This is a genomic window from Vibrio sp. BS-M-Sm-2 (assembly GCF_041504345.1).
Lineage (GTDB): Bacteria > Pseudomonadota > Gammaproteobacteria > Enterobacterales > Vibrionaceae > Vibrio > Vibrio satsumensis.
Genome location: NZ_CP167894.1, coordinates 1,052,433 through 1,066,577, shown reverse-complemented (window position 1 = coordinate 1,066,577; position 14,145 = coordinate 1,052,433). Strand labels below are relative to the sequence as shown.

The window sequence follows — 14,145 nt, the reverse complement described above, 5'->3', positions numbered from 1 at the left end:
AATTAGCTAGCAACAATGTTTAGAAGCTTACCAGGAACGAATATAACTTTACGAATCGTTAGGCCATCTAGGAACTTCTTAGCATTCTCATCGTTTAGACCAAGTTCACGAACTTGCTCTTCTGTCGCGTCAGCAGCAACCGTTAGCTTCGCTCGTAGCTTACCGTTGATCATTACAACGATAGTCTTCTCGTCTTCAACTAGCGCTTTCTCATCGAAAGTTGGCCATGTTGCTGAGTCTACGTTTGATTCACCAAGTGCAATCCACATTTCGTAAGAGATGTGTGGAGTCATTGGGTAAAGCATACGAACTACTGCTTTTAGCGCTTCATCAAGAATTGCACGATCTTGTACTGACTCTTGAGGTGCTTTCGCCAACTTGTTCATCAGTTCCATGATTGCAGCGATAGCTGTGTTGAACGTTTGGCGACGGCCGATATCGTCCGTTACTTTCGCGATAGTCTTATGGATATCACGACGAAGTGCTTTTTGGTCGCCAGATAGAGCAGAAGCGTCAACAGATTCAGCGGCACCTTTAGAAGAGTGAGCGTGAACCAATTTCCAAACACGCTTAAGGAAGCGGTTTGCGCCTTCAACGCCAGACTCTTGCCACTCAAGCGTCATGTCTGCAGGTGATGCAAACATCATGAATAGACGTACAGTATCAGCGCCGTACTTATCTACCATCTCTTGTGGGTCGATGCCGTTGTTTTTAGACTTAGACATTTTGATCATGCCTGAGTGTTCAACATTGCGACCTTCGCTATCAACTGCTGATTCAATGCGACCTTTACCGTCACGCTCAACCGTTACGTCAGTCGGTGCGATCCACTCTTTAGTGCCTTTTTCGTTTTCGTGATAGAACGCGTCAGCCAAAACCATGCCTTGACATAGTAGTTGCTTGAACGGTTCGTCAGACGTTACGTAACCAGCGTCGCGTAGAAGCTTATGGAAGAAACGAGAGTAAAGTAGGTGCATACAAGCGTGCTCGATACCACCAACGTATTGGTCAACTGGCAGCCAGTAGTTTGCTTTCTCTGGATCTAGAATGTCGTCTGCTTGTGGTGAACAGTAACGAGCGTAGTACCAAGAAGATTCCATGAACGTATCGAATGTGTCTGTCTCACGTAGAGCAGGCTCACCGTTGAATGTTGTTTCAGCCCAAGACTTGTCAGCCTTGATTGGGCTCGTTACGCCATCCATTACCACATCTTCAGGAAGAATGACTGGTAGTTGGTCTGCTGGTACAGGGTGAACTTCACCGTCTTCAGTCGTTACCATTGGGATTGGCGCACCCCAGTAACGCTGACGAGATACACCCCAGTCGCGTAGACGGAAATTTACTGTCTTCTTACCTTTGCCTTCTGCTTCAAGCTTCGCAGCGATTGCATCGAATGCTTCTTGGAAAGCAAGACCATCGAATTCACCAGAATCGAACAATACACCTTTCTCAGTGTACGCCGCTTCAGAAACGTCTAGCTCAGAGCCATCTTCTGGCTTGATTACTGGGATGATATCGATGCCGTACTTAGTTGCGAACTCATAGTCACGTTGATCGTGAGCAGGAACCGCCATTACCGCACCTGTGCCGTAATCCATAAGTACGAAGTTTGCTACGTATACAGGAACAACACGACCGTTAAGAGGGTGGATAGCTGTTAGGCCAGTATCCATACCTTTCTTTTCCATCGTTGCCAGTTCAGCTTCAGCAACTTTAGTGTTACGACACTCTTCAACGAATGCAGCAAGCTCTGGATTGTTCTTCGATGCTTTCTCTGCAAGAGGGTGACCTGCAGCGATACCAACGTATGAAACACCCATCAGTGTGTCTGGACGAGTTGTGTACACTTCTAGTGGCGCTTCTTCGCCGTTAACAGCGAAAGACAGCTCAACACCTTCAGAGCGGCCGATCCAGTTGCGCTGCATGGTTTTAACCATTTCAGGCCAGCCTTCAAGGTTGTCTAGATCGTCTAGTAGCTCTTGAGCGTACTCAGTGATTTTGATGAACCACTGAGGAATTTTCTTTTGTTCTACCGGAGTATCACAACGCCAGCAGCAACCGTCTTCTACTTGCTCGTTTGCCAGTACAGTTTGGTCATTTGGACACCAGTTCACAGAAGAAGTCTTCTTGTAAACTAGGCCTTTTTCGTAAAGCTTAGTGAAGAACTCTTGTTCCCAACGGTAGTACTCTGGAGTACATGTTGCGAATTCACGGTTCCAGTCGTAACCAAAGCCTAGAAGCTTAAGCTGGTTTTTCATGTACTCAATGTTTTCGTAAGTCCATGGCGCAGGCGCTGTGTTGTTTTTAACAGCTGCGTTTTCTGCAGGTAGGCCGAATGCATCCCAACCAATTGGCTGCATTACGTTTTTGCCTTGTAGACGTTGGAAACGAGATACCACATCACCGATGGTGTAGTTACGCACGTGACCCATGTGCAGTCGGCCACTTGGGTAAGGGAACATAGAAAGACAGTAGAATTTTTCTTTGTTTGGGTCTTCACTTACAACGAAAGTTTCGCTGTTATCCCAGTGTTGTTGAACCTTTTGTTCAATCTCTTGCGGGTTATATTGTTCTTGCATCGATGGTATCCGGTTATCTTGGAATTTGTGAGTTCGGTTAGAACAGAATCTTACAGATCGTCATAGAATACCTAAAGGAGCTGAGTACAACAATAGTTATACCCTTCATACTTGCAGTTGCTGCCTAGTAGATTGTGTAATTTTCACTGAATTTCGCAGGGCAACTATACTTAAGAGTATGAATTGCATTTGTTTGTGAGCGGGAGTGCATTGCGGCGCATCCGTTTGCTCGCTTCAAGGTTGGTTATCTTAAGGAGGTTGTTATGCCGAAGAAAAAAGCACTCTATGAAGAAGTTGTTGAAGAGGTCATCGAAACGCTGAAGCATAGTCCTGAAGAGCTCAACAACAAAATCGAAACGTCAGGCAAGTATGCGAAAGCAGCCAATGACATGACCAAAGATGAATTATCGCTGATTTCAGCCTACGTGAAGTCGGACTTGAAAGAGTTTTCTGAAAGCTATGAAGAGAGTAAAAGCGGTCCATTCTATTTGATGATTGCAGACTCTATATGGCAAGGTCTTCTAGACATAACCGATCGAACGAAAGTTGAATGGGTTGAGCTGTTCCAAGATCTTGAACATCAGGGCTTATATCAAGCGGGTGAAGTCATTGGGTTAGGCACCTTGGTATGTGACGAGTGTGGCCATCAAACTGAATATAACCACCCAACCAATATCATTCCATGCATTAAATGTGGCTCTACAGGGTTTAGCCGCAAAGCACTTAAGCCGTAAACATGTAATTAACTTCAAACCGCGGCAATAAAAAAGGGTTGACCCACCGGTCAACCCTCGAATCTAAAATCACTTTTCGTCGAATCTAGCTCTTTGGCTGTCTTATTAGCCAACCAATCACCAAGCTGAGCATCGCCCAAATATACAGTGGCCAAGTACCTACTGTGTGATAAGGCGTTTGCCCATCCGTTGAAATGAGCTCGGCTTTTAACACTGCCGTTTCGAACTGAGGTATTTGCTTGATGATGTTGCCTTTGTAATCGGTAACTGCCGTCACACCATTGTTGGTAGAGCGAATAAGTGGCTTACCAAGTTCCAGAGCGCGCATTTGTGCGATTTCCATATGTTGTAATGGCCCAATAGAACGACCAAACCACGCATCGTTAGAGAGTGTGAGGATAAAGTCAGTCTCATCAGTCACATTCTGTCTAACTTGATCATTAAAGATGATCTCATAGCACAACGCTGGCGCTAAGTGGCGTCCATTTGCCACGATGTTTGGTTGAACAAAATCACCACGGCTGAATGATGACATCGGCAAATTAAAGAATGGTGCCAACGGGCGTAGGATATCTTCAAACGGGACAAACTCACCAAATGGCAATAAGTGATGTTTATGATAGCGTTCGTCTGGATCGTAGCTGTACTCACCATATGGGTTCACGCCAAGTGAAAGAACACTGTTGTAGTATTTCTTATCTTCAGACTGATTAAGCACGCCTGTGATGATAGAGCTGTTGTTCATCTTCGCTGCGCTATCTAAGTTACGTAGGAAAGAAGGAATCTCTACCTCAAACGCAGGGATAGCGGCTTCAGGCCAGATGATGATATCAGCGTCCCAATTTTCTCGGCTTAGGTCGGTGTACTTCATCATGGTTGGCCAACGATGACTTGGTAGCCATTTGCTATCTTGATCGACGTTGCCTTGTATTAAAACGACTGACGTGGTTTTTTCAGGGTTCGGCGTTACCCAATCGATGTTGCGAATACCAAAGCCAGTACTAAATACGACCGCAGGAATAACAGCGATACTCCAGGCTCTATTGATAACAGCATAAGCAAACGCTGATGCTGAAACAATGATCGCTAGAGTTACTAACTCTACGCCGCCAATCGGTGCAAAGGACCCTAATGGCGAATCGATTTGGCTGTAGCCTAACCAAAGCCAAGGGAACCCTGTCATTACCCATCCACGTAGCCAATCACTGATTAACCATAGTGCAGGTGCTGCGAGGAAAAAGCGGCTTAGATTATTAGCAGGGAAGAACTTGTTCAAACTCCAAGTAAATAAACCTGAATAAACAGCTAGGTAGCCAACAAGTAATGCCATCAAAAATAGGTTAGCTGCCAGTGGCATACCACCAAAACCATCAATGCTGACGTATACCCAGCTGATACCTGTCGTGAATTGACCTAAACCCCATCCGTAGCCAATCCAAAGCGCACTTTTAGGAGAGCGGTTATGAATCAGTAACAGCAACAAAGCTGGGCTGAGAATAGCAAGAGGCCATATAGAGTATGGAGCGAATGAAAGGGTGGTTATAGCGCCAACAAAAACGGCCGCAAGCGGCCGTAATAGGCGATGAATAAAAGTCTTAGTCATCTAATTTCTGTCATCTCTTTAGAGAGAAGTTGTTATTCTTCGATAGTCGGAAGAGGTTGCTCGTCAGGAATGGTTACCTGTAGCTGAATCACACGGCGGTTATCTGCTGATGTTATTTTGAAATGGTAGCTTTCAATCTCTACAATTTCGCCACGAACAGGCAGGTGACCGAGTGCGGTCATAACCATGCCGCCTACCGTATCCACTTCATCGTCACTAAAGGTAGTGTTAAACGTATCGTTGAACTCTTCAATAGTGGTTAAAGCTTTTACAGAGAAGGTATGCTTACTCAGCTTACGAATATCTAGCTCTTCTTCATCGTCGAACTCGTCTTCAATTTCACCAACGATTTCTTCGAGGATATCTTCAATGGTTACTAGGCCAGAAACTCCGCCAAACTCATCGACAACGATAGACATGTGGTAGCGCTCTTCTTGGAACTCTTTAAGCAGGCGATCTACTCGCTTACTTTCAGGAACAACCACAACAGGGCGAATCACTTGTTCGATATCAAATGGGGCACTTTCTGAACCCAAATACTTAAGTAGGTCCTTTGCTAATAGAATGCCTTCAACATGGTCTTTATCTTCACTGATCACTGGGTAGCGAGAGTGTTGAGCATCAGTAATAAGCGCAATCAATGTATCTAAATCATCGGTGCGTTCAACTGTAACCATTTGAGAGCGAGGCAGCATGATATCGCGTACTCGCATCTCTGAAATTTCCATGACACCCTCGAGCATGTCGCGCGTGTCATGGTCAATTAGGTCATTAATTTCTGAGTCGCGGATTACATCCACGAGCTCTTGGCGATCTTTTACTTCACCTTGAAATAGTTGGCCTAGGCGTTCAAAGAAGGACTTTCTACTCGGACCTTCAGATTTTTTACTTCCCTCAGAAGTGGGGGGTTACCTTCGTTCATGATTTCTCAAAAAATAACGCTATCAGAAGTGTGATAGCACACGTTACAACTCAGATTCCTGCGGAAATCGCAGGTTCGATGAGTTATTGTTTCTCTGCAACCTACTTTACTAGAATCAGTTTACTTTTCTAGAATATAAGGGTCTTCAAACCCCATAGATTGCATGATTTCTGTCTCGAGTGACTCCATCTCTTCAGCTTCATCATCTTCGATATGATCATAACCTAGCAGATGCAGACTGCCATGTACAACCATATGAGCCCAGTGTGCTAGCAGAGGCTTACTTTGCTCTTCTGCTTCTTTTTCGACAACTTGGCGGCAGATAATGAGGTCGCCAAGTAGATCTAACTCGATCCCTGGAGGAGCCTCGAATGGAAAAGACAACACGTTAGTTGGCTTGTCTTTGCCACGATATTCATGATTGAGCTGGTGGCTTTCTTGTATATCAACGATACGAACCGTCAACTCAGCGTTCTCTTGAAACTGAGGAATTGTCTTGTCCAGCCAAATCTGAATATCTTGCTCAGTTGGAAGACCTTGCTCATTTTCGACCGCTAATTGCAGGTCTAGTTCAATAGACATCTATTTATCACCTTGTTCTGCAATTACAGAGCTATTTTGTGTTGCTAATTGTGTCGTAACGGCCTGCTGAGCCTCAAGAAGTTTGGCTTCGCGCTCTTCACGTTTACGCTTTTCAAACTCTTTGCGTTCTTTCTGGTCTTTCGCTTCCCACTTCTCGTAGGCGTTGACGATACGAGCAACTACAGGGTGACGAACGACGTCTTCAGACATGAAGAAATTAAAACTAATGTCATCCACTTCACTGAGCACTTCAGTCGCATGGCGTAAGCCTGACTTTGCACCACGAGGTAAATCGATTTGCGTAATATCACCAGTGATCACAGCACGTGAATTAAAGCCGATACGGGTTAAGAACATCTTCATTTGTTCTACCGTGGTGTTTTGGCTCTCATCAAGAATGATAAACGCATCATTCAACGTACGACCACGCATATACGCCAGTGGTGCAACTTCAATCACGTTACGTTCAATCAGCTTCTCGACTCGCTCAAAGCCAAGCATCTCAAACAGTGCATCGTAAAGTGGACGCAAATATGGGTCTACTTTTTGGCTTAAATCACCCGGTAGGAAACCAAGCTTCTCACCAGCTTCAACAGCAGGGCGAGTCAGTAGGATTCGGCGAACCTCTTGGCGTTCAAGTGCATCAACTGCTGCAGCAACGGCTAAGTATGTTTTACCTGTACCGGCTGGCCCAATACCAAAAGTGATGTCATGAGTGACCATGTTCATTAGGTATTGTGCTTGGTTTGGCGTACGAGGTTTGATGACGCCTTTTTTAGTCTTAATGGTCACTTCTTTGCCGTAGTCGATTTCAGACTCGACGTGTTGCTCCAAAATGCCAGACTCGGTGATCGCCAGATGCACTTGTTCTGGTTCGATATCGATTATGTTGCCTTTAACTGGAGCCGTTTCAACATAGAGGTGTTTGATGATGTCTAAAGCTGCGGCTGTCGTGTGAGGCTTACCGACAATCGTAAAAAAGTTGCTACGGTAATTAACCTCAACGCCCAGACGACGCTCAAGATGTTTGATGTTGTCGTCGAATGGCCCGCATAAACTTGCCAAGCGCTTGTTGTCTGCTGGCTCTAGATTTATCTCTAAGGTAACGATTTTATTGCTCAAATTAGCCTCTCATTTTGTGCCACTCACTCTTAAATAAAAAAAGAGCAAAAAGCCCGATTTAGACCGGGCTTCTGATGGTGATATCCCTATTTCTAAGATGGTCACTTAGTTAGGTAATTTCAAGCTTTGTGTTTGCGCTTTGTGCTCAAACAGTTGTATTGCCTATGGCGTAAATGTTGCTACACCTAGCTCGTCTTCACGTTTTGTTTTTTCCATCATTTCTGCTGGAGTCATAACAACGCGTAGACCCATGTCTTTTTCTGTACGAACTAGCTCACCACGTAGTGAGTTGGTGTAAACCTCAGTGATCTTCACATCTACGAACTGACCGATTAGGTCTGCAGAACCTTCGAAGTTCACAACACGGCTATTTTCTGTACGGCCGCGAAGTTCCATTAGGTTCTTTCTTGATGGGCCTTCAACAAGGATACGTTGCTCTGTGCCTAACATTAGACGCGAGAAACGCATTGCTTGTGTGTTTACCGTTTGTTGCAGTTCGTACAGACGATCTTTCTTCTCTTGTGCTGGTACATCACATGGGTAATCTGCTGCTGGCGTACCTGGACGAGGAGAGAAAACAAAGCTGAAGCTCATATCGAAATCAACTTCTTTAATTAGCTTCATTGTATCTTGGAAGTCTTGTTTAGACTCACCAGGGAAACCAACAATAAAGTCTGAACTGATTTGAATGTCAGGACGAGCTTTACGCAGTTTACGGATAATAGATTTGTACTCGATCGCCGTATGTGGGCGCTTCATCATTGTAAGAATACGGTCACTACCACTTTGTACTGGCAGGTGAAGGAAGCTCACTAGTTCAGGTGTATCTTTGTAAACGTCAATGATGTCGTCACCAAACTCAAGCGGGTGGCTGGTTGTGAAACGAATACGGTCGATACCATCGATAGAAGCAACAAGACGAAGCAGTTCTGCGAATGAACAGATATCGCCTTCGTGTGTTGGACCGCGGTAGGCGTTTACGTTCTGACCCAGTAGGTTAACTTCACGTACGCCTTGCTCTGCAAGTTGAGCAACTTCGAACAGTACATCATCCATTGGACGGCTAACTTCTTCACCACGCGTATATGGTACAACGCAGTAAGTACAGTATTTAGAACAACCTTCCATAATAGAAACGAATGCTGTCGCGCCTTCAGCTTTTGGCTCTGGCAGATTATCGAACTTTTCGATTTCTGGGAAAGAGATGTCCATTACTGGCTTTTCGTTAGACAGTGATGATTTAATCATCTCTGGCAAACGGTGTAATGTTTGTGGGCCAAAGATTACGTCTACGTATGGTGCACGTTGACGAATGTGATCACCTTCTTGAGTCGCTACACAGCCACCCACACCGATCACCACACCTTCTTTTTTATCTTTCAGCGTTTTCCAACGACCAAGCTGGTGGAATACTTTCTCTTGCGCTTTTTCGCGGATAGAACAAGTATTCAGTAGTAGTACATCTGCTTCCTCAGGTACTTCAGTTAGCTCATAGCCATTAGCAGCGTTAAGCAGGTCGGCCATTTTTGATGAATCGTATTCGTTCATCTGACAGCCCCAAGTTTTAATTAGCAGTTTCTTACTCATCTTTTGTTCGCTCGATCGTTAGTTTAATTTAAGGGAGCAAATCGCCCAGTATTCATCTGCGAGGACCATTTGTCATAATTAGGTATTCATTTTATGACTGGCTCTAGCAGCAAGCGGCGTATTGTACTGGTTTCAAAACCGACTGACTAGTAGTCTGATAAAATCTCTTATGTAGTGGTTTTTATTATCGTTAACGCTAGACACAGCAAGGGATAACCCTTTTTTCAAATAAGGTTTTTGGTTACAAGTTAGTTATGAAAAAGTACAATCAAAAACAGTCAAAGAATCAAACTGATAAGTAAAAAATATGAACAGTTACGATATTGTGGTCGTCGGCGGCGGCATGGTTGGTGCAGCAACAGCGATTGGTTTTGCAAAGCAAGGTCTGAGTGTTGCCGTGATTGAAGGTTTTGCGCCTCAAGCTTTTGATAAGTCGCAAGCGATGGATATTCGTGTTTCCGCTATTTCTCAAGCATCGGTCGATTTGCTTAACGATCTTGGCGCATGGCAACACATAGAAGCGATGCGAGTATGTTCTTATAAGCGCTTAGAGACGTGGGAGCACCCAGAATGTCGTACTCGGTTTGATGCAGAGTCACTTGATTTGCCTCGTTTAGGCTACATTGTTGAAAACCGACTCATTCAATTGGGCTTATGGTCTCAGTTTGATGCTTATGAAAATTTAGAACTGTTATGTCCAGAAAAGCTCGATGAGATTGAGTTTGGTGAAACCAATATCGTTAAGCTTCAATCAGGGGGAGAGCTATCCGCGAAGTGGGTGGTTGGTGCTGATGGTGCGAATTCAGCCGTTCGTCAACAAGCTGGAATTGGTATTACGGCTTGGGATTATCGACAACACTGTATGCTTATCAACGTAGAAACAGAACAGCCTCAGCAAGATATTACTTGGCAGCAATTCCTACCAAGTGGCCCTCGTTCATTTTTGCCTTTGTGTTCTCTAACCTCTGACGATCAAGAAGTCGGGCAGGGCTCGTTAGTTTGGTATGACTCTCCACTGCGTATCAAGCAACTGTCAGCAATGACCCCTGAAAAACTACGTAACGAAGTACTTACTCACTTTCCTAAAGAGTTAGGTGATATCAAAGTCTTGAATTCGGGGTCTTTTCCTCTGATACGACGTCATGCTCAATCATATTCGAAGAATAACTGTATTTTAGTCGGGGATTCTGCGCATACGATTAACCCATTGGCTGGGCAGGGTGTTAACTTAGGCTTCAAAGATGTATCAGTACTGTTGCATTCCACCAAAGAAAAGGGTGAATTGAATCAGTCTGTAGCAAGACGCTATGAAGTGATGAGAAGAGGCGACAACCTAATGATGCAGAGTGGCATGGATTTCTTCTACAAGACATTCAGCAACGACATTGGTCCGCTCAAGTTTGTACGTAATGCTGCGCTAAAATTAGCAGAAAACTCTGGGCCGATTAAAACTCAAGTATTGAAATACGCCTTAGGTCTTTAATTTATTAGTTCAGCTTATCTATATAGAGAAGGAGAGCAGAAGCTCTCCTTTTTTGTATGGTGTTGAATGTTATAACTGCTGTGTAACGCAAACAGGTGCGTCGATCTCTAAAGAGTATCCTGTATAAACCAAAGACCCATCCTCATTATCTCGCTTGAATGAGGTGATGTTGTTGGAGTGTTGGTTTGCTGCGATAAGCCATCGTCCGCAGTCAGTAATATGAAAATCACGAGGGAAGCTGCCTTCAGTATTATAGCTATCAATAAAAATAGGCATTTTCGTTGTAGGCTCGATTCTGAAGCAACTGATCATCGATTGGTGTCGACATGATACATAGAGGAATTGCTCATCCGGCGATAGCTTTATTGCAGCTGTAGCCTCTCCTTTTTCCACATTTGGGAGCGCGTCAATCTCTTCGACAATACTCCAGTTCCCAAGAGTTTTTTCCATCATCAGTATCGTTTCAGAGAGCTCACAGATCACATAGGCTTTGTCTTCATCTTTATTGAAGACGAGGTGACGAGGTCCATTGCCCGCAGGAACTTTAATAGATTGCATAGGTTCGTCTAGAAACTCTTCTTGCTCTTCATCAAAGCAATAGAAGTTGATTCGATCAGCACCAAGGTCGACGGTGACAAATTGTGGTGAATTTTGTAAGAACAGACATTGATGAGCATGTGGAGCTGTTTGGCGTTCTTTGTTAGTCCCTGAACCCACCATAGCAATCGTTTTGAGTCGCTTATCGATATTGCCATTAATACTTAAACTAAAAATATCGAATGAGCCGGATGAGTATTGAGACGTAATAGCAAATTTGTGGCTAGGATCAATTACGATGTGGCAAGGGTGAGCACCAGCGATAGTGCCGGAGTTCTTAACCGCCTTTGAGTTAGGGCTAGGTATATGAATTAACTGTGGCTGTTTTGGCTGATCAACTTCAGACGCGGTATAGATACCAAGCTCGGTTGCTACGACAAAAGATGGGTTAGTGCACTCTGCAACGAGATCTAAAGGTAATAGCTTTCCGTTTTCCAAGTCTAATTGAGCCTGATATACGCCTTGGCTTTTACTTGGCGTATCCGTGTAGCAACCGATCGTTAAAGTGAGGTTTTTCATAGGGTAGTCATACTCAATTAGAAAATGGAGCAGACATTGTCTTATAAAAAAGTCATGAAGTGATTAGATAGGGAGAAATACTTGGTGACGGGGTTATCAGATTTGCATATTCCAGATAAAACAAAACCCAGCTAAAAAGCTGGGTTTCATTCAATGATGGTGCGGTCGGAGAGACTTGAACTCTCACACCTCTCGGCGCCAGAACCTAAATCTGGTGCGTCTACCAATTCCGCCACGACCGCAGCAAATCTTTATAGTTATATCGACATTGGTGGTTCGAAATAACGTTGTCTTCTTGTTTCAAAGAAAAAGTGGTGGCTACTGCGGGATTTGAACCTGCGACCCCATCATTATGAGTGATGTGCTCTAACCAACTGAGCTAAGTAGCCATAATAAATCTAATAGATTCACTATTTGTTCTCTAATGAAAGAGAAATAATGGTGCGGTCGGAGAGACTTGAACTCTCACACCTCTCGGCGCCAGAACCTAAATCTGGTGCGTCTACCAATTCCGCCACGACCGCAGCAAATCTTTATAGTTATATCGACATTGGTGGTTCGAAATAACGTTGTCTTCTTGTTTCAAAGAAAAAGTGGTGGCTACTGCGGGATTTGAACCTGCGACCCCATCATTATGAGTGATGTGCTCTAACCAACTGAGCTAAGTAGCCATAATAAATCTAATAGATTCATTATTTGTTCTCTAATGAAAGAGAAATAATGGTGCGGTCGGAGAGACTTGAACTCTCACACCTCTCGGCGCCAGAACCTAAATCTGGTGCGTCTACCAATTCCGCCACGACCGCAGCAAATCTTTATAGTTATATCGACATTGGTGATTCGATGTAACGTTGTTCTCTTGGTTAACTACCTAAGTAATCAGACAAAGAGTTTAAATAGTGGCTGGGCTACCTGGATTCGAACCAGGGAATGCTGGCATCAAAAGCCAGTGCCTTACCGCTTGGCGATAGCCCAACAATGATATCACTTAAGATATCTAAATAATGGTGCGGTCGGAGAGACTTGAACTCTCACACCTCTCGGCGCCAGAACCTAAATCTGGTGCGTCTACCAATTCCGCCACGACCGCAGCAAATCTTTATAGTTAAATCGACATTGGTGATTCGAAATAACGTTGTGCTCTTAGTTAATTACTGAAGTAATCAAACAAAGAGTTTAAATAGTGGCTGGGCTACCTGGATTCGAACCAGGGAATGCTGGCATCAAAAGCCAGTGCCTTACCGCTTGGCGATAGCCCAACAATGATATCACTTAAGATATCTAAATAATGGTGCGGTCGGAGAGACTTGAACTCTCACACCTCTCGGCGCCAGAACCTAAATCTGGTGCGTCTACCAATTCCGCCACGACCGCAGCAAATCTTTATAGTTAAATCGACATTGGTGATTCGAAATAACGTTGTGCTCTTAGTTAACTACCGAAGTAATCAAACAAAGAGTTTAAATAGTGGCTGGGCTACCTGGATTCGAACCAGGGAATGCTGGCATCAAAAGCCAGTGCCTTACCGCTTGGCGATAGCCCAACAATGATATCACTTAAGATATCTAAATAATGGTGCGGTCGGAGAGACTTGAACTCTCACACCTCTCGGCGCCAGAACCTAAATCTGGTGCGTCTACCAATTCCGCCACGACCGCAGCAAATCTTTATAGTTAAATCGACATTGGTGATTCGAAATAACGTTGTGCTCTTAGTTAATTACTGAAGTAATCAAACAAAGAGTTTAAATAGTGGCTGGGCTACCTGGATTCGAACCAGGGAATGCTGGCATCAAAAGCCAGTGCCTTACCGCTTGGCGATAGCCCAACAATGATATCACTTAAGATATCTAAATAATGGTGCGGTCGGAGAGACTTGAACTCTCACACCTCTCGGCGCCAGAACCTAAATCTGGTGCGTCTACCAATTCCGCCACGACCGCAGCAAATCTTTATAGTTAAATCGACATTGGTGATTCGAAATAACGTTGTGCTCTTAGTTAATTACTGAAGTAATCAAACAAAGAGTTTAAATAGTGGCTGGGCTACCTGGATTCGAACCAGGGAATGCTGGCATCAAAAGCCAGTGCCTTACCGCTTGGCGATAGCCCAACAATGATATCACTTAAGATATCTAAATAATGGTGCGGTCGGAGAGACTTGAACTCTCACACCTCTCGGCGCCAGAACCTAAATCTGGTGCGTCTACCAATTCCGCCACGACCGCAGCAAATCTTTATAGTTATATCGACATTGGTAATTCAATATAACGTTGTTTATTCTTCTTTCATAAAGAAAGAGTGGTGGCTACTGCGGGATTTGAACCTGCGACCCCATCATTATGAGTGATGTGCTCTAACCAACTGAGCTAAGTAGCCATCTGAGAGCGAAGTAATATAATATAATCTCGCTTCCAAT

Annotated in this window: 8 protein-coding genes, 16 tRNA genes and 1 pseudogene; 2 read left to right on the top strand and 23 right to left on the bottom strand. The window is 44.2% G+C overall.

Annotated features, from left to right (window positions below; translation table 11 throughout):
• Positions 1-2 precede the first annotated feature (2 nt).
• Positions 3-2,579, bottom strand: a complete 2,577-nt coding sequence (leuS, locus tag AB8613_RS04840; protein WP_372384571.1) for a leucine--tRNA ligase — start codon at positions 2,577-2,579, stop codon at positions 3-5.
• A 263-nt stretch (positions 2,580-2,842) separates the two neighbouring features.
• Between leuS and AB8613_RS04835 the strand changes: the two genes are divergently transcribed.
• Positions 2,843-3,313 (top strand): zinc ribbon-containing protein, encoded by a 471-nt coding sequence (locus AB8613_RS04835; RefSeq protein WP_012603380.1) that lies wholly within the window; start codon positions 2,843-2,845, stop codon positions 3,311-3,313.
• An 85-nt stretch (positions 3,314-3,398) separates the two neighbouring features.
• On the opposite strand, the gene lnt is transcribed toward AB8613_RS04835, so the two are convergent.
• From lnt to miaB, 5 genes and pseudogenes are all read right to left on the bottom strand, one after another.
• On the bottom strand, positions 3,399-4,916 hold the full coding sequence (gene lnt, locus AB8613_RS04830; protein WP_285954347.1) for an apolipoprotein N-acyltransferase: 1,518 nt from the start codon (positions 4,914-4,916) through the stop codon (positions 3,399-3,401).
• A gap of 32 nt (positions 4,917-4,948) precedes the next feature.
• A pseudogene (gene corC / locus AB8613_RS04825) lies at positions 4,949-5,824 on the bottom strand (CNNM family magnesium/cobalt transport protein CorC); the annotation flags it as partial.
• Between the two features lie 134 nt (positions 5,825-5,958).
• Positions 5,959-6,420 (bottom strand): rRNA maturation RNase YbeY, encoded by a 462-nt coding sequence (gene ybeY / locus AB8613_RS04820; protein WP_146491396.1) that lies wholly within the window; start codon positions 6,418-6,420, stop codon positions 5,959-5,961.
• Positions 6,421-7,542 carry a PhoH family protein gene (locus AB8613_RS04815; RefSeq protein WP_285954349.1) on the bottom strand — a complete coding sequence of 374 codons (1,122 nt, stop codon included), beginning with the start codon at positions 7,540-7,542 and terminating at the stop codon, positions 6,421-6,423.
• A gap of 162 nt (positions 7,543-7,704) precedes the next feature.
• The gene (gene miaB / locus AB8613_RS04810; RefSeq protein ID WP_060983373.1) at positions 7,705-9,129 is read right to left on the bottom strand and encodes a tRNA (N6-isopentenyl adenosine(37)-C2)-methylthiotransferase MiaB; all 1,425 of its coding nucleotides are present in this window, start codon (positions 9,127-9,129) and stop codon (positions 7,705-7,707) included.
• 307 nt (positions 9,130-9,436) lie between these two features.
• Here miaB and AB8613_RS04805 point away from each other — a divergent pair, with 307 nt between their 5' ends.
• Positions 9,437-10,612: a 2-octaprenyl-3-methyl-6-methoxy-1,4-benzoquinol hydroxylase gene (locus tag AB8613_RS04805; RefSeq protein WP_372384570.1), complete on the top strand. Its 1,176-nt coding sequence runs from the start codon at positions 9,437-9,439 to the stop codon at positions 10,610-10,612.
• Positions 10,613-10,681: 69 nt separating this feature from the next.
• Here the strand turns inward: AB8613_RS04805 and AB8613_RS04800 are convergent, their stop codons facing one another.
• From AB8613_RS04800 to AB8613_RS04720, 17 genes are all read right to left on the bottom strand, one after another.
• The gene (locus AB8613_RS04800; protein ID WP_372384569.1) at positions 10,682-11,728 is read right to left on the bottom strand and encodes a lactonase family protein; all 1,047 of its coding nucleotides are present in this window, start codon (positions 11,726-11,728) and stop codon (positions 10,682-10,684) included.
• Between the two features lie 157 nt (positions 11,729-11,885).
• A tRNA-Leu gene (locus tag AB8613_RS04795) sits at positions 11,886-11,970 on the bottom strand.
• A gap of 70 nt (positions 11,971-12,040) precedes the next feature.
• Positions 12,041-12,117 (bottom strand) — tRNA-Met (locus AB8613_RS04790).
• Between the two features lie 50 nt (positions 12,118-12,167).
• Positions 12,168-12,252 (bottom strand) — tRNA-Leu (locus AB8613_RS04785).
• Between the two features lie 70 nt (positions 12,253-12,322).
• Positions 12,323-12,399 (bottom strand) — tRNA-Met (locus AB8613_RS04780).
• A gap of 50 nt (positions 12,400-12,449) precedes the next feature.
• Positions 12,450-12,534 (bottom strand) — tRNA-Leu (locus tag AB8613_RS04775).
• 94 nt (positions 12,535-12,628) lie between these two features.
• A tRNA-Gln gene (locus tag AB8613_RS04770) sits at positions 12,629-12,703 on the bottom strand.
• A 30-nt stretch (positions 12,704-12,733) separates the two neighbouring features.
• Positions 12,734-12,818, bottom strand: a tRNA-Leu gene (locus tag AB8613_RS04765).
• A gap of 94 nt (positions 12,819-12,912) precedes the next feature.
• Positions 12,913-12,987 (bottom strand) — tRNA-Gln (locus tag AB8613_RS04760).
• 30 nt (positions 12,988-13,017) lie between these two features.
• A tRNA-Leu gene (locus AB8613_RS04755) sits at positions 13,018-13,102 on the bottom strand.
• A 94-nt stretch (positions 13,103-13,196) separates the two neighbouring features.
• Positions 13,197-13,271 (bottom strand) — tRNA-Gln (locus AB8613_RS04750).
• A gap of 30 nt (positions 13,272-13,301) precedes the next feature.
• Positions 13,302-13,386, bottom strand: a tRNA-Leu gene (locus tag AB8613_RS04745).
• 94 nt (positions 13,387-13,480) lie between these two features.
• Positions 13,481-13,555: transfer RNA gene (locus tag AB8613_RS04740), tRNA-Gln, on the bottom strand.
• Positions 13,556-13,585: 30 nt separating this feature from the next.
• Positions 13,586-13,670, bottom strand: a tRNA-Leu gene (locus tag AB8613_RS04735).
• 94 nt (positions 13,671-13,764) lie between these two features.
• Positions 13,765-13,839, bottom strand: a tRNA-Gln gene (locus AB8613_RS04730).
• 30 nt (positions 13,840-13,869) lie between these two features.
• Positions 13,870-13,954 (bottom strand) — tRNA-Leu (locus tag AB8613_RS04725).
• A 74-nt stretch (positions 13,955-14,028) separates the two neighbouring features.
• A tRNA-Met gene (locus AB8613_RS04720) sits at positions 14,029-14,105 on the bottom strand.
• Positions 14,106-14,145 lie beyond the last annotated feature (40 nt).

Bases quoted from the DNA above. Each gene is read 5' to 3' on its own strand.
- leuS (WP_372384571.1), bottom strand. From the start codon at position 2,579: ATGCAAGAACAATATAACCCGCAAGAGATTGAACAAAAGGTTCAACAA.
- AB8613_RS04835 (WP_012603380.1), top strand. From the start codon at position 2,843: ATGCCGAAGAAAAAAGCACTCTATGAAGAAGTTGTTGAAGAGGTCATC.
- lnt (WP_285954347.1), bottom strand. From the start codon at position 4,916: ATGACTAAGACTTTTATTCATCGCCTATTACGGCCGCTTGCGGCCGTT.
- ybeY (WP_146491396.1), bottom strand. From the start codon at position 6,420: ATGTCTATTGAACTAGACCTGCAATTAGCGGTCGAAAATGAGCAAGGT.
- miaB (WP_060983373.1), bottom strand. From the start codon at position 9,129: ATGAGTAAGAAACTGCTAATTAAAACTTGGGGCTGTCAGATGAACGAA.
- AB8613_RS04805 (WP_372384570.1), top strand. From the start codon at position 9,437: ATGAACAGTTACGATATTGTGGTCGTCGGCGGCGGCATGGTTGGTGCA.
- AB8613_RS04800 (WP_372384569.1), bottom strand. From the start codon at position 11,728: ATGAAAAACCTCACTTTAACGATCGGTTGCTACACGGATACGCCAAGT.